The organism is Mesorhizobium sophorae (assembly GCF_002270415.1).
GTDB lineage: Bacteria > Pseudomonadota > Alphaproteobacteria > Rhizobiales > Rhizobiaceae > Mesorhizobium > Mesorhizobium sophorae.
In genome coordinates this window covers 228,444-245,081 of the sequence record NZ_NNRI01000007.1, presented here as the reverse complement: position 1 = coordinate 245,081, position 16,638 = coordinate 228,444, and the positions used below count along the sequence as shown (strand labels likewise).

Below are 16,638 nucleotides of genomic sequence, written 5' to 3'. Positions count from 1 at the left end.
TCCCCTACCGTATCGAAAAAGACAAACCAAAGCCGTCCACGGACTTGATCCGCGTTGCAAATCCCGCCAATTTAAGCTGGCCGTTACAAGCTGGGTTAAGGCCCGGAGCCCGTCCCTTTCGATAGACCGACATTACCGAAATCGCTGTGGATAGGGCAAGGCCGGGACTAACTGATTTTTAAGGAATCTGGTTAGTGGAGGCGGGTTCGAGTGGCGTGCCGCTACGGCACTTTTTAACAAAGCCATTGTGATTCAAACTCTTTTCCGGCGAATATGAAAAAGCCGGCCCGTCACGAAATTTTATGAAATAATTCGCTTGACAGCGACTTGTCCCCCATCCCCCCGGCTCGATGTGAACAAGCTGTGGACGACTGTCCGCAACTATTTGAAAAGTATAGATTATTTCTGAGTGACGACTTTTTTCAAGTGAACCCTTTTCAGGGATACCGGCGATCAACCTGCATGGCAGTGCCGGCAAAGCATTTCGAGCCGCCAAAGGGCCGTTTCCGGCCATTCTTTTTAAGTGCTTGCCGGCAAACGAAAAAACCCGGCACAATCGGCCGGGTTCTCAGAACGTCAGTCCAGGACGTGATGTCAGGCAGACAAAACCTTGACCCGCTGGGCCAGTCGCGACACCTTCCGGGACGCCGTGTTCTTGTGGATCACGCCCTTGGTTGCGGCGCGCATCAATTCCGGCTCCGCAATCTTGAACGCAGCCTGTGCAGCAGCCTTGTCGCCGGAGGCAAGTGCCTCTTCGACCTGGCGGATATAGGTGCGGACGCGCGAGCGACGGTTCTTGTTGACCGCCGCGCGGCGTGCGATCTTGCGCGTTGCCTTTTTGGCCGAGGATGTATTGGCCATGATGCCTCTCTTCTGATCTGGTCGGCGCATGCGGGATGCCGCAGGGCGCAAAAAACAAACGGGCAGCCACGGGGCCGCCTCGGTTGGTGCGGCTTATAGTTCAGCTTTTCCGGCGCGTCAACGCTGCCTGGCCTTCTTTTTGGCGGCTATCAAACTGGCGTCAGCGGTTGCTGAAATTCGGCTTCCGCTTCTCGGTGAAGGCCGCCATGCCTTCCTTCTGGTCCTCAAGCGCGAACAGCGAGTGAAACAGTCGGCGCTCGAAGCGCAATCCCTCGGCGAGCGTTGTCTCAAAGGCGCGGTTGACAGCCTCCTTGGCCATCATCACCGATGGCAGCGAGAAGTCGGCGATCCTGGCGGCCGCCTTCAATGCCTCCTCGACGAGCTCGCCGGCAGGCACGACCCGCGACACCAGGCCCGAACGCTCGGCTTCGGCTGCATCCATCATCCGCCCGGTCAGACACATGTCCATCGCCTTCGACTTGCCGACGAAGCGGGTAAGCCGTTGCGACCCGCCCATGCCGGGAATGACGCCGAGCGTGATTTCGGGTTGGCCGAACTTGGCCGTGTCGGCGGCAATGATGAAGTCGCACATCATCGCCAGCTCGCAGCCGCCGCCCAGCGCATAGCCGGCCACCGCAGCGATGATCGGCTTCCGTGCCCGCGTAAACTCCTCCCAGCCGACGAAGAAGTCTTGGCAGTACGCATCCACATAGGAGATCGCCTGCATCTCCTTGATATCGGCGCCGGCGGCGAAGGCTTTTTCGGAACCGGTGATGACCATGGCGCCGATGCCGGCATCGGCGCCGAAGCCGTTCACGGCTGCCACCAGTTCGGCCAGGATCTGGGAATTCAGCGCGTTGAGCGCCTGCGGCCTGTTCAGCGTGATCAGCCCGACCTTGCCGCGCGCCTCAGCGATGATCGTCTCATAGGCCATGACTTGCTTCTCCTCGCTCGCCCATCGTCCAGTTCATCGTTTCACGGAAACGTAGAACCGCTCTACTCTTTGTTTTGAGGCAATTCCCCTAGGAAAGGCGCTAGGCGCTTTTCCTGGAATTGCTCTAACTCACCGCTGACACGTCCGGCAATAGAAGGTCGATCGGCCGCTCTGCACGATCCGCTCGATGTGGCCGCTACAGCCGGGTTTGGAGCAAGGCTCGCCCTCGCGGTCGTAGACGGCGAAGGAATGCTGGAAGTAGCCCAGCGATCCATCAGCCTGCATATAGTCCCTGAGCGAGGATCCGCCGGCCGCGATCGCATCTGATATCACCGAGCGAATGGCTTCGGCGAGGCTCTCGCTTTGAGCCTGGGCCTTCTTCCCGGGCTTGGCGATCGTGCCCGCCTCGCGCAGCGGCGACAGGCTGGCGCGCCACAGCGCCTCCGAGACATAGATGTTGCCGAGCCCGGCGATCAGTCTCTGGTCGAGAAGCGCTGCCTTCAGCGGTGATCGCCGCCCTTTCATCAATGAGGCAAGCAGCGGGCCGTCCAATGTGTTGCCGGTTGGCTCAACGCCGAGCCCTGCCAGCATCGGATGGACATCCGGCGGTCCTTCGGCAAACAACATGAAGCCGAAGCGGCGCGGATCATTGAAGATCACGCGCGAACTGGCGCCGCCCACGGATACAACATGGAAGACGACGTGGTCGTGGTTGGAGCTCTTCGAGCGGTCGTGGTGGAAGATACCAGGCATGTCGCTGCCATCCGCCGTCTCGATGCGGAATGAGCCCGACATGCCGAGATGGCAGATCAGCACCGGACCGCCTTCAACGTCCATCGTCAGATATTTGGCCCGGCGGCCGAGCGCGGTGATCGTCTTGCCAGTCAGCCGCTGCGAGAATTTTTCGGGAAATGGAAAGCGCAGATCCGGTCGGCGCGCCTCGACACGGGTGATGGTGGCGCCTTCCAGAACCGGCTGCAGCCCACGCCGGACCGTTTCGACCTCGGGCAGTTCAGGCATGGCCGCCAATCGCTGCATAGAAAGACGTGCCGTAACGGCCGGCCGCTAGCCCAAGATGCTCCGCCACGGTTTCACCGATGTCGGCGAATGTCGTTCTCAGTCCGATGTCACCGCCCTTGAAAGCCGGTCCGGTGCCGATCACCGGAATGCGTTCGCGCGTATGGTCGGTCCCGCGCCAGGTCGGATCGTTGCCGTGGTCGGCCGTCAGGATGAGAAGATCGCCCTGCCGCAGCCTTGCAAATGCCTCCGGCAGCCGCCGGTCGAAGGCCTCGAGCGCTGCAGCATAACCCGCAGCGTCGCGGCGATGCCCGAATTCGGTGTCGAAGTCGACGAAATTCGCGAAGACGAGGTCGCCATCGCCGGCATCATCCATCGCGCCCAGTGCCTCGTCGAACATGGCCATGTTGCCCGCCGCCTTGCGCACTTGCGAAATTCCGCGATGGGCGAAGATGTCGCCGATCTTGCCGATAGCGATGACGCGGCTACCACGAGCCGTCAGCCGGTCGAGCAGGGTTGGTTCCGGCGGCGGCACCGCGTAGTCATGGCGGTTGTAGGTTCGCTCGAAGGTCGCGGTGGTTTCGCCGACGAACGGCCGTGCAATCACCCGCCCGATCCTCAGCGGGTCAACCAGCCTTCGCACCACCTTGCAGAACTCATAAAGCCGCTCGAGGCCGAAATGGGCTTCATGCGCGGCAATTTGCAGGACCGAGTCGACCGACGTGTAGCAAATCGGCTTGCCGGTACGGATGTGCTCTTCGCCGAACCGCTCGATGATTTCGGTGCCCGGCGCATGACAGTTGCCGAGAATGCCCGGCACCTTGCCCTCGCGGATGATCGCCTCGGTCAGATCCGCCGGAAAGGCGGGAACCGTATCCGGGAAATAGCCCCAGTCGAATCGCACCGGCAGGCCGGCGATTTCCCAATGGCCCGAAGGCGTGTCCTTGCCGCTCGAAACCTCTTGCGCCGCGCCGTGGAAGGCCGTCGTGAGCAGATCCGTGCCGCTGCTGGCGAAGCCCAGTCCCGTGGCGGTTTCGGCAGCCTTGCCAAGCCCGAGCGACGCCATGTAGGGGACAAATAGCGGTCCACTGCGAAGCCCTTCGCGATCCGCGCGGCCTTCGGCACAGGCTTCCGTGATGTGCGCGAATGTGTTGGCGCCTGCGTCGCCATAGCGGTCGGCGTCGGCCGCCCCGCCGATGCCGAAGGAGTCCAGAACGAAGAGGAAAGCGCGCGTCATCGAATTGTTGCCAGTTTGAACGCCCAGACATAGGGTTCCGCGACTTCGTTGGCAATTCGGAAACCAAACGGCAACGACCAGGCGTGATAGTCCGATGCATGTCGCCCAAAAGTGCGCAGCGGTTTTGGGGCAACGACACGCATAAACTGAGAATGCATGTTGCCCAAAAGTGCGAAGCGGTTTTGGGGCAAACGACACGCATAAACTGAGAATGCATGTCGCCCAAAAGTGCGCAGCGGTTTTGGGGCAACGACATGCATGGTGCGTGGCGGTTTTGGCATGTCGCAACGATGCGGCGGGCATGGGTATGGATCGAGGAAAGCAGGCGGCGGTTCTGTCATGAGGGTTACCCTGAAGGCATACGCCGCTCTCATGCTGGTGCAGGGTGCGCTCTGGTCCAATCCGGCGCATGCCGACTGGCGCGATGATATCGGTACGTTCCGCATCGGCATCGTCGCCGAGCCAGGCGCCGGCAACACCGTTCCGGGGCTGGCACGGTTGACCGACGCCTATACCAAGGCCTTGGGGATGAAGGTCGAGATTGTCGTCGCCCGCGACTATGCCGCGCTGATCGAGGCGCAGGCCAATGCCCGCATCGAATACGCAATCTATTCGGCGACAGCCTACGCGACGGCGTCGCAACGCTGCGGATGCATCGAGCCGCTTGTGGCTCCGGTCGATTTTGACGGCGCGATCGGCATCCGCTCCGTTCTCTTGACGCGCGACGGCAAGCTGCCTGATCTGGCGGCAATGGAAAGCCATCGCATCGCCATGGCCCCTTCGGACAGCGTCGGCGGTTCTCTGTTGCCATTGGCCGCGTTGACAGCGGAAGGCCGCAAGATTTCGCAAGATGCACCGTTTCTGGTCCATGCCGAGTCGGCTGCGGCGGCGGAAACGATGCTGCTCGATGGCAAGGCCGATGGCCTGTTCGGCTGGGTGACGGCTGCTGCCGACGGCCGACCGGAAGCATCGGGCACTCAAGCCTCAGGCGCGCAGGCATCGGGCACCCAGGCGAGGCTCGAAGCAACTGGGCTTTCGGCAGCGGCGCTTCAAGTCGTATGGGCGTCGGGCCTGCTGAGATATGGTCCCCACGCCGTCCGCAGCGACCTCAATCCGGAAGCCAAGCGCCGGCTCACCGTCTTCCTCACCAACCTCAAGTCGATGACGCCAGACATCTACGATCTCCTGGAATCAAAGCATTCCGGTGGCTTCGCTATCGTGGTGCCAAAGGATTACGACATGGCCGCCGCTGTCGTGCGCTTCGTCGCGGGCAGTGGTCCGGGGCAGTAACGCGAGGCTTTGGAGCGGTTTTGCGAGCGGCTCAGCGGTCCCGGTTCAGCAATCGCCGCAAGGGATCGTCACGCTTCTACGCGGACGCAGATAGTAGGACTCGCCCATCGTCAGGGCGTTGAAAGCCGAGGTCAATCCAAGCTTCTGTTGGCTGCCCGCCGACCAGGTGATGACCGGCTTGTAGCCAAGAGTGCTGTCGACGCGAATGAGGAAGGTGCCGGCGACCTTGAGTTTTGCTGGAACCGTGGTGGTGGTGGGGCCAGTGCTGGCGACGCCATTGACCAGCTTGCGCGACCACACCACTTGCACCAGCGGCGTTGCGTCGGTCGTGACCTGTATGGCCGTGATGGTGATGCTCGGGACCGAGCGGTTGTAGGGCTGAAGGGTGACGGCGCCGATCGCCATGATGGCGTCGATATCCGCCTTGACGACTGTCGTCTGCTGGGTGACGAGATCAGCCACCATGCTGCCGAGACGACTGACCTTCTTGCTGGTCTCGATGGCTTGTGACGCCTCCATGGTGATGAAATACATTGACAGCAGAAGAGGCATGATCAAGGCGAACTCGACTGCCGCGATACCGCGGCGATCGGACCCGAATCGAATTGCTTTGCGCCAAATTCCTGAAGTCTTGAGATGTGCCCCCGCACGCATCATGCCCATTGCCCTCTTTCTTTTACTGCTCGTGCATCCGCCTCGAACTCAATTGTCGAACGGCTCGTTCTGCCAGGTTACCGACGCGAAATGCAGGGTCTTGTTGCCGCCCATCGACTGGGCCAGTAGATCGGTCATGATCGGCCATTTGTAAAAGACCCGCAGCATGTTCTTCGATTCCGCAGCACCCGCCGTAACGGCAAAGGACTGGTTGGCGCCGCCGTTGGTCAGGACGACTTGGCCAGCCTGAATCTTGAAGCCGGCGGCGGCGGCGGCTGCGAACGTCGTATATTGGCGAAGATCCACGTCCAGTTGATTGGGACAGTCCTGCGAGACGATGACCTCCAGTTTGTCGCAGATCATGTTCTTCAAATTGTCTCCGGCGACGTCGGCCGCCCTCAACTGGCCGGTGCGCAAGCGGCGCGCGACATCGTCGGTGATGTTGGACAACACTTCCTGGCCGGCAAATGCGATGCAGCTTTCCAGAATGGCAAAGACAAGCAGCGCAAACGGGATTGCAAGGATTCCGAATTCAATTGCCGTACTGCCACGCCGGTCGCGAAGGAAGCGAGCGAAAAACCTTGGGCGTCTCGCTTTGTGCTCGTCTGCGGAGCCGAATCCCTTGCTCATGTCTGATCCTGCCGATCTCTATGCGGTCTCGGAAGGCGTATTAGCGCAAACCAATTGAGGCCCGGTTTGAATGATCGTTAAAGTCGTCGATGGCGTCTTAACCAGCCGATAACCTGAACGGCATTCCACCGCGCCATCCTATCGGGTGCCGTTCATCTCAGCCTCGGAGGATTTCTCCGCATCACTCTTATAGGAGCTTTCGCAATAGGGCGTGCAGGACATGGTCTGTATTTCTGCACGGCGATAGATACGCACCGACGAGGCGGCCTGGCGCACGACGGTAACCTGTTCGTCGACGATCGGGCTGCCGTCCGTATCGAGCACGACCAGATTGGTGACGCCGAAACCCTTGCCGGTCAACACGATCGTCGAGGCGTCCTGTACGGAAGCGTCGGCGATTGCCGGATTGCCGACCACGATCGTATCGGCGGGACGCGACAGTTTGACGATCTTGGCCTGGTTCATCGTGACCTCGATGCCGGCCCCGGCCATGGCGGGCGCGACGAAGCTCGCGGCGACAAGAAGCGCAGCAATCACGATTGACGATCTCGGCTGGGCCATTGAGGCGCTCCACGCAAGCAGACTGATCAACGGAACATGAACGAGATTGGTGAACCAACGGTTAAGCGGACACCCTGGTCGAAGGGTGCGGCGTGCCAACTTGATTGCCTGCGGAGCGCGATCTCCCCACCATCGACCCCTGCAAACGGATGGGGCCGGCCGGCATTTAGTGCTGGGTTAACCACGCAATATATTCGAACCGGGAAAGGAATCGGTAAGGCTGTTTATTAAGCCGATCGAAAGAGCTTCTCCCTAGATTGCCAGTATCCGATCAACCAACGCAGAAGTTGACGGAAGTGCTGTAACACGTGGAGTAGGAGCTCTCGAATGTCTAATCTCATCGCACGTTTTGTGAAGGACGAATCCGGCGCGACCGCTATCGAATATGGTCTGATCGCCGCTCTCATCGCGCTCGCCATCATCACTGGCGCTGGCGCGCTCGGCAATGCACTCAACACCAAGTTCATGGCTATCGGAAACACCTTGAACAGCAGCGGCAGCTAATCTGCCGCATAGCTGAGCGCTGAGCGCTCGGATCACGTTCTGGAGAAGGGCTGCCGCGTGGCGGCCCTTCTCTATTCCGCTGCCAATACCAGTCGCCTTTTCGTTCCGGGCCTCACCAATCGTTAATCGAACATGGCTAGATTGAGCCCTGTGAAATCGGACAATAGGCATAGCGCCGATGCTTGAAGCCCTGATCTTCGTCGTGTTTCCGTTCTGCATGCTGTTTGCCGCGATCTCCGACATGCTGTCGATGACGATCGCCAATCGCGTGCCGGTGCTGCTTGTTGTTGTTTTCGCGCTGGTTGCGCCGCTGACGGGTATGGAATGGGCAGCCTATGGCGGACATATCGCCACTGGCGCCCTGGTCCTGGCCGTGACGTTCGGCCTCTTTGCAATGGGTGGCATGGGTGGTGGCGACGCCAAGCTGCTGGCCGCCTCCGCGATGTGGATGGGTCTCAATATACATCTCGTCGAGTATCTTGTGGTCTCGACAATCATCGGCGGCCTGCTGACGCTCGCCATCCTCCTCTACCGGAAATCGCTGCTTGCGGCCGTTACCGGCCAAAATCCGTTTCTGCGCCATTTCGCCGAAGAGTCAAATGGGGTTCCCTACGGGATCGCGCTTGGCCTTGGCGGGTTGCTGACCTATCCGGATTCGCCCTTGATGGTCTGGGCGCTGACCAGGCTGGCGACCTGAACACGATCCGATTTCGGTTATCCACCAGCATTGCCGCAGCCGGCTTTCGACAACGCCGGGACGGCCCGTTTTGGCCGGTCAGGCCACATTCCGGCTAATTTATGTAAACGTTAAATTAATCACGATCGTAAGCATTACATTAACCTTGTTTTGACGATTGCCGCTGCAAAGTCCGGCTTGGCTACGTGGTTTGCCAGGGCAAGGGTTCGGACAGATGCCAGCATCGCGATTGATAATTCTGAGCGTGGCGGTGGCCGCGGCGGGTGGTGCCGGTTATGTCGCGAAGAACATGGTGGCACCGCCGCCCCAGATCGTCGTCGATTCCGGGCCCCAGGCGCCGGGGGTGTCGCTGCAGGATGTGCTAGTGCTTTCGGGCGACGTTCCGATGGGCAGTCCGCTCGAGAAAAACATCGCCTGGCAATCCTGGCCCGCCGACGGCATCAACGCGAATTTCATCACCCGCACCGCCGAGCCAGAGGCGCTGGAAAAGCTGAAGGGCTCCGTTGCCCGCGTGGCGATGTACGCCGGAGAGCCTCTGCGGCGTTCCAAGCTGATCGGCGAGGGGCAGAGCTTCATGTCGTCGATCCTGCCTTCCGGCATGCGGGCGGTCGCCACCGCCATCTCGGCCGACACGTCGGCCGGCGGCTTCATTCTTCCCAACGACTTCGTCGATGTCATCATGACCCGCAGGGGCGATGCCAGCGGCGGCGGCGCCACCAGTTTCAACACTGAAACCATCCTCAAGAACATCCGCGTCCTGGCAATCGACCAGACCATTCAGGAGGACGAGGAAGGCAAGAAGACCAGGGTGGGCCAGACAGCCACGCTGGAACTGACACCGCGTCAGGCGGAGATCATCACCGTTGCCCAGCAGATGGCGGATCGCCTGACCCTGGCGCTGCGGGCGGTCGCGGACACCCAGGAAAAGAACCTGGGCGAGGCCGACTATCTCGTTTCCGGCGATGGCCGCAGGGGAACGGTGAGGCTGATCAAGTCGGGCGAAGTTTCCGAAGTGGGGGCAAGGAAATGAGGCTAAGTGGTAAACTGCCGGCAATTGTAGCCGCGGCATTCAGCCTGCTGCTCATCGGGACGAATCTGCAAGGCGTCGTCGAGGCAAAGAACGCGCAGGTCACTGCATCAACGGCAACCCAGCGCGTCAAGCTTGGCCTCAACAAGTCGGTGGTCATCGACCTGCCGAGCGATGCCTACGATATTCTCGTCGCCAACCCGGCGGTCGCCGATGCAGTGACCCGCACCGCAAGGCGTATCTATCTGTTCGGCAAGGCGGTCGGCGAGACGAACATCTTTGTCTTCGGTCCGAATGGCGAGCAGATCGTCAGCCTGGATCTGGCTGTCGAACGCGACGTTGCCGGCCTTGAAGACTATATCAAGCGCTTCATTCCAACGTCGGCAATCAAGGTGGAACTGCTGAATGACAACGTCGTCCTGACAGGGACGGTCGACACGCCGCTGGACGCGAAACGCGCCGTCGACCTGGCGACGATCTTCGTGTCGGGCGGTGAAGCGACCACGGGACAATATTCGCAGACCGCGGCCGGCGGTTCGGCCCAGAACGGTGTCCAGATCGACAATCCGGACCAGGAACGCCGCACCAGCAAGATCGTCAACCTGCTTCAGATCATCGGCGACGATCAGGTCACGCTGAAGGTGACGGTCGCCGAAGTCAGCCGCTCGGTGATGAAGCAGCTCGGCGTCAACATGGTCGGCAGTGGCGGCAGCAACGGCATCAGCTACGGCGCGGTCAGCGACAATTTCACCGGCCTCGGCAAGCAGCTGTCGAATTCGGGCTTCAACATCGGCGCCTCGGGGCTGCAGGCCTATATTAACGCCATGGAGCAGTCCGGCGTCATGAAGACACTGGCTGAGCCGACCTTGACCGCCGTGTCCGGCGAGAAGGCGACCTTCAAGGTCGGTGGTGAATACAACATGGTGAGCGGCGTCTCCCAGAATGTATCGACCGACAACCAGACCGGCCTGAAGACCTACAGCGTCGACAAGATCGAGTACGGCATCGGTCTGGAATTCCAGCCGGTGGTGTTGTCTCCCGGCCGCATAAGCCTGAAAGTCAGAACCTCGGTTTCCGAGCCGACAACGGAAGGGTCGGTTTCGTTTTCCAGTGGCGTGACCAGCCCCGGCATGAATGCCCTGTCACTGCGCAAGCGTCTTGCCGACACAACCGTGGAACTGCCCTCGGGCGGCTCCATGATGATCGCCGGCCTGGTTCGCGACGATGTCAGGCAAGCCGTGAACGGGTTGCCCGGACTAACAAAGATCCCGGTCCTCGGCGCGCTGTTCCGCAGCAGGGATTTCGTGCGCAACGAAACCGAGCTGGTGATCATCATCACGCCGTATCTCGCACGGCCCGTGGCACGCAACGACCTTGCCAAGCCGGACGACAATTTCAACGCTGCCAGCGATGGCGCCGCCATGTTCCTTGGCAGGGTCAATCGCGTCTACGGCACCATGCAGACTGACAAGCCCAACGGCCGTTACCATGGCGTTGTCGGCTTCATCTACAAATAGGCGGGAGCGGACATGTCTCAGTCAGCATTGAAGGCAAGCACCATCGCCACGACGATGCGCTTTGGCCGTTCGCGGATTTGCGGGCGAGCCGTTCCGGTCCTGGCAATTGCGGTAGCGGCGCTGCTGTCCGGCTGCGCCAATCGCGACAGCGTCACCGTCGGTGCGATTCCGGATGATTATCGCACCAATCATCCGATCGTGATCGCGGAGAAGAACCAGAAGATCGACCTGCCTGTCGGCGCCGGCGATCGCGGCATGACCGGATCGCAGCGCGACACGCTTCTGGGCTTCCTCGACAGCTATGACAAGAGTGCCGCCCCGACGCTGACGATCCAGGTCCCGAGCGGGTCGGCCAACGAGGTCGCCGCGACGGCGGCCGCCCGCGATTTCGCACGGCTCGCGGTCGCCGCTGGTGTCAAGCGCAACCGGGTCGTCGTCACCTCCTATCAGGCCGCCTCGAGCGAGATCTCCTCGCCGGTTCGCGTCTCCTTTGTCTCGGTGAGAGCCCAGACCGACAAATGCGGACGCTGGCCAGCTGACCTGGTCGAGACCTCGGAAAACAAGCATTATGCCGACTTCGGCTGCTCCTATCAGAACAATCTCGCCGCGCAAATGGCCAACCCGGCCGATCTGCTCGGCCCGCGCAAATCTACCGACATCGATGCTGAAAATCGCGGCGCGGTGATCGATGTCTACCGTCAAAGAGGCATCTCGGGCGATTTCCTTAGCAATTCGGAAGTAGACTTCTGAGCCGCCGTCTCGGACAGAACAGGCCACGCGAAAGAGTATGATCATGAGCAACCTTGCCTACGACGCCCCGGTGGATGGCAGCGATACTTCGCAGCAAGACATCGCCGCGATGCAGGCATTGCGGCCGATCCCGCGCATCTCGATCCAGGCATTCTGCGAGACCGAGGGCGTTGCAAATCCGGTCGAGCGCGCCGGCGAGGACCGCCGCATGACGAAGGCGCATCTCAAGGTCCATATGGGCGGCGTCCCCACCGCCATCGAATTCTATCAGTCGGCGCCGACGCCCAATCTTATCCTGCTGGAATCGCGCAGCGAGCCGAAGCAATTGCTGGAGCAACTCGCCCAGCTCTCGGAATATTGCGATCCGACCTCGAAGGTGGTGGTGATCGGTCATTACAATGATGTCGGTCTCTATCGCGAGCTCATCCGCTCCGGCATTTCCGAATATGTGATCGCACCTGTCTCGATGGCTGACATCGTCAGCGTGGTGTCGTCGATTTTCATTGATCCGGAAGCCGAGCCGCTCGGCCGCTCGATCGCCTTTGTCGGCGCCAAGGGCGGCGTCGGTTCCTCCACGATTGCCCACAATGTGGCCTGGGCGATGTCCACCCTGTTCAAATCCGAGGTGGTCGTCGCCGATCTCGACCTCGCTTTCGGTACGGCCAACATCAATTTCGACCGGGATCCGGCGCAAGGCATCGCCGAGGCGGTGTTTTCGCCGGAGCGCATCGATGAAGTCTATCTCGACCGTCTGCTGACCCAGTGCGCCGAACACCTGTCGCTGCTGGCAGCCCCTTCGACGCTCGAAAGGGTCTATGACTTCGATCCCGAAGCCTTCGCGCAGCTCATCGACACCGCCCAGCGCAGCGTGCCGCTACTGGTGCTCGATATCCCCCATGCCTGGACGGGCTGGACCAAGAACACGCTGATCAAGGCCGACGAGATCGTCATCACGGCGACGCCGGAACTGGCCAATCTGCGCAACACCAAGAACCTGTTCGACATGTTGAAGCGACTTCGTCCCAACGACCCGCCGCCGAAGCTGATCATCAACCAGGCCGGCGTCCCCAAGCGCCCGGAGATTTCACCGTCCGATTTCACCGAGCCGCTCGGCCTGACGCCGATGTCGGTCATTGGCTTTGATCCGTTGCTGTTCGGCAACGCCGCCAACAACGGGCGCATGCTTGGCGAAATGGATGCCAAGAACTCGGTTGTCGCGATGATCAACGAAATCGCGCACGTGCTGACTGGGCGCAGTGAAATCAAGACGAAGAAGAAGGCAGGGCTTGGCAATCTGCTTGGCAGGCTCTCGCGCAACAAGAAATGACGTTTCAGCGGTGGAATCGGTAGCAGATCATGTTTGGTAAAAGAGGCAGCGACGACGGAAACCGGTTCACGCCGGAATTTCGCCAGCCGGCACCGACCCCGGTTGCGCCGGCGGCCGTAAGTTCTGCGGATACGGCGGTGCTTGCCCGCCCCGCTGCGCCTCCGCCAAGCGCACCTGTCGCGCCGCCGGCGCGCCGCACAATCGATGCGCCGTCATCGGCACCGGACCTGAAGCGGGTCCAACGCGAAAAGAGCGAATCCTATTACGACACCAAGAGCCAGGTTTTCGCCGCGCTCATCGACACCATCGATCTGTCGCAGCTCTCCAAGCTTGATCCCGAAAGCGCACGCGAAGAAATTCGCGACATCGTCAACGACATCATCGCGATCAAGAATTTCGCGATGACGATCGCTGAGCAGGAGGAACTTCTCGAGGACATCTGCAACGATGTGCTCGGCTATGGGCCACTCGAGCCGTTGCTGGCGCGCGATGACATCGCCGACATCATGGTCAACGGCTCCAAGAACGTCTACATCGAAGTCAACGGCAAGGTCGAACAGACCGGCATCCGCTTTCGCGACAACCAGCAGCTCCTCAACATCTGCCAGCGCATCGTCAGCCAGGTTGGCCGCCGTGTCGACGAATCCAGCCCGATCTGCGACGCGCGTCTTCCCGACGGCTCACGCGTCAACGTCATCGCGCCGCCGCTCTCCATCGACGGTGCCACGCTCACCATCCGCAAATTCAAGAAGGACAAGCTGACCCTGGATCAGCTGGTCAGGTTCGGCGCCATCTCACCGCAGGGAGCCGAAGTTCTCAAGATCATCAGTCGTGTTCGCTGCAACATCGTCATCTCGGGCGGTACCGGCTCGGGCAAGACGACTCTGCTCAACTGCCTGACCAACTATATCGACCGTGAGGAGCGCGTCATCACCTGCGAGGACTCGGCCGAGCTGCAATTGCAGCAGCCGCATGTCGTGCGCCTCGAAACCCGCCCGCCGAATCTGGAGGGCGAGGGTGAGGTAACGATGCGTGACCTGGTCAAGAACTGCCTGCGCATGCGTCCCGAGCGCATCATCGTCGGCGAAGTGCGCGGACCCGAGGTGTTCGACCTTCTGCAGGCGATGAACACCGGCCATGACGGTTCGATGGGAACGATCCACTCGAACAGCCCGCGCGAGTGCCTGAACCGTATCGAATCCATGATCGCGATGGGCGGTTATTCGCTGCCTCAGAAAACCGTGCGCGAAATCGTCGTCGGCTCCATCGACGTGATCATCCAGGCGGCGCGCCTGCGCGATGGATCGCGTCGCATCACCCACATCACCGAGGTGATCGGCATGGAGGGCGACGTCATCATCACGCAGGATATCGTCCTCTATAACATCAAGGGCGAGGACGCCAATGGCAGGCTGCTGGGAGAGCATGTATCGACCGGCATCGGTCGTCCGCATTTCTGGGACCGGGCTCGCTACTATGGCGAGGAGCAGCGCCTCGCCACTGCGCTCGAAGCGATGGAGAAACGCGCTGACTGACGGCGTGAGGGTTCTGGCCAATGTTTGGAATTGACGGCACAGTACTGGCGTTTGTCGTGCTCGCCGGCTTTAGCGCCGGCGCGGTCGCCTATGCATTCCTGTTCACCCGGATCAGCAACGAGAAACAGGTCGGCAAGCGGCTTGAAACGATCAAGTCCGCCGAGACTGATCGCTCCGTCGTCAAGGCCTCGCGTGACCGCGCGGCGGAAGCCGTCAAGCGGCGCAAGTCGGTTCAGGATTCGCTGAACGAGCTCGACGCAAAGCAGAAAACCAACGACAGCAGGGTCAAGAAACCACCGCTGAAAGCCCAACTCCGTCAGGCTGGCCTGAAGACCACCGTCGAGCGCTTCTATATATACTCCGCCATATGCGGCCTCGCTTTGACGATGGTTGCCTTTGTGGTCGGAGCGCCGCGGCTCGTTCTGCCGGGCGTGCTGCTGGCCGGCGCACTCGGCCTGCCGCGCTGGTTCGTCTCGTTTCGTCGCGCCCGCCGCGTCAAGGCATTCCTCAACGAATTTCCAAACGCGCTCGATATCATCGTGCGTGCAGTCAAGTCCGGCCTGCCGCTGAACGACGCCGTGCGCCTGATAGCCAACGAATCTCCCGAACCGGTGAAGACCGAATTTCGTCGTATCGTCGATTCCCAGCAGATGGGCCTGTCGATCCCCGATGCGACCTTGCGCATGCCCGAAACCATGCCTTGCACGGAGGCGAGCTTCTTCGGCATCGTCATCCAGATTCAATCGCAGGCTGGCGGCAACCTATCCGAGGCGCTGGGCAATCTTTCGCGCGTGCTTCGCGATCGCAAGAAGATGAAAGCCAAGGTCCAGGCACTGTCGATGGAAGCGAAAGCGTCCGCCGCCATCATCGGTGCGCTGCCTTTCATCGTTGCGTTTCTCGTCTACCTGTCGAGCCCGAACTACCTGATGCCGCTGTTCGTCACCAACGTTGGACACCTGATCCTTGGGTGCTCGGCGGTCTGGATGTCGATCGGCATCTTTGTAATGCGCAAGATGATGAACTTCGAAGTCTAGGATGCTGGCATGACCGACCAAGTCATCAAATCCCTGACCGATCCGAGCTTCCTGATCGCGATGCTGGTCGCCATAGCGGTGTTTGCGACCATTTTCACCTTGCTGCCGGCGTTTGGCGGAAACCAGCTCAAGTCACGCATGAAAACCGTCGCGCTGGAACGCGACGAACTGCGCGCCAAGCAGCGCGCCCGGCTTGCCGTCGAAGCGGATCGCCGTCGCAAGGGCCTGCGCGAGGAACAGTCGGTTGGTATGCGCAACATTGTCGACCGGCTGGATCTGAGGCGCGCTCTCGCCGATGAGGGCACATTGCAGAAACTCAAGGTCGCCGGCTTTCGCGGACAGAACCCGCTGACGCGGTTTCTTTTCTTCCGTCTCGTGCTTCCTTTTGTCGGCTTCGCGCTGGGCGCAATCTACACCTTCGTACTCGGAGGATTGCCCGACAAGCCATTGGTCATCAGGGTGTTCGTCTGCATCCTCGTTGCCTATGGCGGCTTCTACGCTCCGGTCGTCTACGTCAACAACCGCGCTACCAAGCGCAAGCAGTCGATCCAGATGGCGTGGCCGGATGCGCTCGATCTGATGCTGATCTGCGTCGAATCGGGCATGTCGGTGGAAGCGGCCCTGCGCAAGGTCGCCGACGAGATCGGCGCGCAATCGGTGGCGCTGGCGGAAGAATTCATCCTCACCAACGCCGAGCTTTCCTATCTGCAGGAGCGCAGGCAGGCCTACGAGAACCTGGCAAGCCGCACCGGCCTGGAATCGGTCAAGTCGGTGTCGCAGGCACTCGTCCAGGCCGAACGTTACGGCACGCCGGTGGCGCATGCACTGCGCGTGCTGGCCGCCGAAAGCCGCGACATGCGCATGAACGCGGCGGAGAAGAAGGCGGCGGCCTTGCCGCCGAAGCTCACCGTGCCGATGATCCTGTTCTTCCTGCCGGTGCTTTTCGCGATCATTCTGGGCCCCGCCGGCATTCAGGTCAGCCAGCGCGGCATCTTCGGCGATCGTTCGGCACCATCATCGACAGCGCAATAGAGGCGAGGCTCGTCCCGCATCAGAAATGAAG

17 protein-coding genes are annotated in these 16,638 nt (G+C 60.9%); 10 read left to right on the top strand and 7 right to left on the bottom strand.

The features are described 5' to 3' along the window. Positions 1-594: 594 nt before the first annotated feature. The 4 genes from rpsT to CGZ66_RS05595 all read right to left on the bottom strand — a co-directional run bounded on the left by rpsT (position 595) and on the right by CGZ66_RS05595 (position 4,049). Positions 595-861 carry a 30S ribosomal protein S20 gene (rpsT, locus tag CGZ66_RS05610; protein WP_095084274.1) on the bottom strand — a complete coding sequence of 89 codons (267 nt, stop codon included), beginning with the start codon at positions 859-861 and terminating at the stop codon, positions 595-597. Between the two features lie 160 nt (positions 862-1,021). Next, positions 1,022-1,795 carry an enoyl-CoA hydratase gene (locus tag CGZ66_RS05605; RefSeq protein ID WP_095082381.1) on the bottom strand — a complete coding sequence of 258 codons (774 nt, stop codon included), beginning with the start codon at positions 1,793-1,795 and terminating at the stop codon, positions 1,022-1,024. A 129-nt stretch (positions 1,796-1,924) separates the two neighbouring features. Beyond that, positions 1,925-2,815, bottom strand: coding sequence for a bifunctional DNA-formamidopyrimidine glycosylase/DNA-(apurinic or apyrimidinic site) lyase (gene mutM / locus CGZ66_RS05600; protein WP_095084273.1), 891 nt, complete (start codon positions 2,813-2,815; stop codon positions 1,925-1,927). Continuing rightward, positions 2,808-4,049: a phosphopentomutase gene (locus CGZ66_RS05595; RefSeq protein WP_095082379.1), complete on the bottom strand. Its 1,242-nt coding sequence runs from the start codon at positions 4,047-4,049 to the stop codon at positions 2,808-2,810. The genes mutM and CGZ66_RS05595 overlap by 8 nt, the downstream gene beginning before the upstream one ends. Before the next feature lie 339 nt (positions 4,050-4,388). Between CGZ66_RS05595 and CGZ66_RS05590 the strand changes: the two genes are divergently transcribed. Continuing rightward, a complete protein-coding gene (locus CGZ66_RS05590; protein ID WP_167392012.1) occupies positions 4,389-5,339 on the top strand; it encodes a phosphate/phosphite/phosphonate ABC transporter substrate-binding protein in 951 nt (316 codons plus the stop codon). Positions 5,340-5,384: 45 nt separating this feature from the next. Here the strand turns inward: CGZ66_RS05590 and CGZ66_RS05585 are convergent, their stop codons facing one another. The 3 genes from CGZ66_RS05585 to CGZ66_RS05575 all read right to left on the bottom strand — a co-directional run bounded on the left by CGZ66_RS05585 (position 5,385) and on the right by CGZ66_RS05575 (position 7,184). After that, positions 5,385-5,996, bottom strand: coding sequence for a TadE/TadG family type IV pilus assembly protein (locus CGZ66_RS05585; RefSeq protein ID WP_095084272.1), 612 nt, complete (start codon positions 5,994-5,996; stop codon positions 5,385-5,387). A gap of 45 nt (positions 5,997-6,041) precedes the next feature. Next, positions 6,042-6,623, bottom strand: coding sequence for a TadE/TadG family type IV pilus assembly protein (locus tag CGZ66_RS05580; RefSeq protein ID WP_095082377.1), 582 nt, complete (start codon positions 6,621-6,623; stop codon positions 6,042-6,044). 138 nt (positions 6,624-6,761) lie between these two features. Further along, on the bottom strand, positions 6,762-7,184 hold the full coding sequence (locus CGZ66_RS05575; RefSeq protein ID WP_095082375.1) for a pilus assembly protein N-terminal domain-containing protein: 423 nt from the start codon (positions 7,182-7,184) through the stop codon (positions 6,762-6,764). 327 nt (positions 7,185-7,511) lie between these two features. Here CGZ66_RS05575 and CGZ66_RS05570 point away from each other — a divergent pair, with 327 nt between their 5' ends. The 9 genes from CGZ66_RS05570 (at position 7,512) to CGZ66_RS05530 (ending at position 16,607) form a co-directional block, all read left to right on the top strand. After that, the gene (locus tag CGZ66_RS05570; RefSeq protein WP_095082373.1) at positions 7,512-7,688 is read left to right on the top strand and encodes a Flp family type IVb pilin; all 177 of its coding nucleotides are present in this window, start codon (positions 7,512-7,514) and stop codon (positions 7,686-7,688) included. 178 nt (positions 7,689-7,866) lie between these two features. Continuing rightward, entirely contained in the window at positions 7,867-8,385 is a 519-nt protein-coding gene (locus tag CGZ66_RS05565; RefSeq protein ID WP_095082371.1) for an A24 family peptidase, read from the top strand. 214 nt (positions 8,386-8,599) lie between these two features. Then, positions 8,600-9,415 carry a Flp pilus assembly protein CpaB gene (cpaB, locus tag CGZ66_RS05560; protein ID WP_095082369.1) on the top strand — a complete coding sequence of 272 codons (816 nt, stop codon included), beginning with the start codon at positions 8,600-8,602 and terminating at the stop codon, positions 9,413-9,415. After that, positions 9,412-10,929: a type II and III secretion system protein family protein gene (locus CGZ66_RS05555; protein ID WP_095082367.1), complete on the top strand. Its 1,518-nt coding sequence runs from the start codon at positions 9,412-9,414 to the stop codon at positions 10,927-10,929. Before cpaB ends, CGZ66_RS05555 begins: the two co-directional genes overlap by 4 nt. A gap of 12 nt (positions 10,930-10,941) precedes the next feature. After that, positions 10,942-11,679: a CpaD family pilus assembly protein gene (locus CGZ66_RS05550; protein ID WP_095082365.1), complete on the top strand. Its 738-nt coding sequence runs from the start codon at positions 10,942-10,944 to the stop codon at positions 11,677-11,679. Between the two features lie 43 nt (positions 11,680-11,722). Then, positions 11,723-13,006, top strand: coding sequence for a CpaE/TadZ family protein (locus CGZ66_RS05545; RefSeq protein ID WP_245331028.1), 1,284 nt, complete (start codon positions 11,723-11,725; stop codon positions 13,004-13,006). A 29-nt stretch (positions 13,007-13,035) separates the two neighbouring features. Further along, positions 13,036-14,541 (top strand): TadA family conjugal transfer-associated ATPase, encoded by a 1,506-nt coding sequence (locus CGZ66_RS05540; protein ID WP_095082361.1) that lies wholly within the window; start codon positions 13,036-13,038, stop codon positions 14,539-14,541. A 20-nt stretch (positions 14,542-14,561) separates the two neighbouring features. Next, positions 14,562-15,575, top strand: a complete 1,014-nt coding sequence (locus CGZ66_RS05535; RefSeq protein ID WP_095082359.1) for a type II secretion system F family protein — start codon at positions 14,562-14,564, stop codon at positions 15,573-15,575. Between the two features lie 9 nt (positions 15,576-15,584). Then, entirely contained in the window at positions 15,585-16,607 is a 1,023-nt protein-coding gene (locus CGZ66_RS05530; RefSeq protein ID WP_095082357.1) for a type II secretion system F family protein, read from the top strand. Positions 16,608-16,638 lie beyond the last annotated feature (31 nt).

What these genes read in the sequence shown, in the direction of transcription:
- rpsT (WP_095084274.1), bottom strand. Translation starts at nt 861, where the DNA reads ATGGCCAATACATCCTCGGCCAAAAAGGCAACGCGCAAGATCGCACGC.
- CGZ66_RS05605 (WP_095082381.1), bottom strand. Translation starts at nt 1,795, where the DNA reads ATGGCCTATGAGACGATCATCGCTGAGGCGCGCGGCAAGGTCGGGCTG.
- mutM (WP_095084273.1), bottom strand. Translation starts at nt 2,815, where the DNA reads ATGCCTGAACTGCCCGAGGTCGAAACGGTCCGGCGTGGGCTGCAGCCG.
- CGZ66_RS05595 (WP_095082379.1), bottom strand. Translation starts at nt 4,049, where the DNA reads ATGACGCGCGCTTTCCTCTTCGTTCTGGACTCCTTCGGCATCGGCGGG.
- CGZ66_RS05590 (WP_167392012.1), top strand. Translation starts at nt 4,389, where the DNA reads ATGAGGGTTACCCTGAAGGCATACGCCGCTCTCATGCTGGTGCAGGGT.
- CGZ66_RS05585 (WP_095084272.1), bottom strand. Translation starts at nt 5,996, where the DNA reads ATGATGCGTGCGGGGGCACATCTCAAGACTTCAGGAATTTGGCGCAAA.
- CGZ66_RS05580 (WP_095082377.1), bottom strand. Translation starts at nt 6,623, where the DNA reads ATGAGCAAGGGATTCGGCTCCGCAGACGAGCACAAAGCGAGACGCCCA.
- CGZ66_RS05575 (WP_095082375.1), bottom strand. Translation starts at nt 7,184, where the DNA reads ATGGCCCAGCCGAGATCGTCAATCGTGATTGCTGCGCTTCTTGTCGCC.
- CGZ66_RS05570 (WP_095082373.1), top strand. Translation starts at nt 7,512, where the DNA reads ATGTCTAATCTCATCGCACGTTTTGTGAAGGACGAATCCGGCGCGACC.
- CGZ66_RS05565 (WP_095082371.1), top strand. Translation starts at nt 7,867, where the DNA reads ATGCTTGAAGCCCTGATCTTCGTCGTGTTTCCGTTCTGCATGCTGTTT.
- cpaB (WP_095082369.1), top strand. Translation starts at nt 8,600, where the DNA reads ATGCCAGCATCGCGATTGATAATTCTGAGCGTGGCGGTGGCCGCGGCG.
- CGZ66_RS05555 (WP_095082367.1), top strand. Translation starts at nt 9,412, where the DNA reads ATGAGGCTAAGTGGTAAACTGCCGGCAATTGTAGCCGCGGCATTCAGC.
- CGZ66_RS05550 (WP_095082365.1), top strand. Translation starts at nt 10,942, where the DNA reads ATGTCTCAGTCAGCATTGAAGGCAAGCACCATCGCCACGACGATGCGC.
- CGZ66_RS05545 (WP_245331028.1), top strand. Translation starts at nt 11,723, where the DNA reads ATGAGCAACCTTGCCTACGACGCCCCGGTGGATGGCAGCGATACTTCG.
- CGZ66_RS05540 (WP_095082361.1), top strand. Translation starts at nt 13,036, where the DNA reads ATGTTTGGTAAAAGAGGCAGCGACGACGGAAACCGGTTCACGCCGGAA.
- CGZ66_RS05535 (WP_095082359.1), top strand. Translation starts at nt 14,562, where the DNA reads ATGTTTGGAATTGACGGCACAGTACTGGCGTTTGTCGTGCTCGCCGGC.
- CGZ66_RS05530 (WP_095082357.1), top strand. Translation starts at nt 15,585, where the DNA reads ATGACCGACCAAGTCATCAAATCCCTGACCGATCCGAGCTTCCTGATC.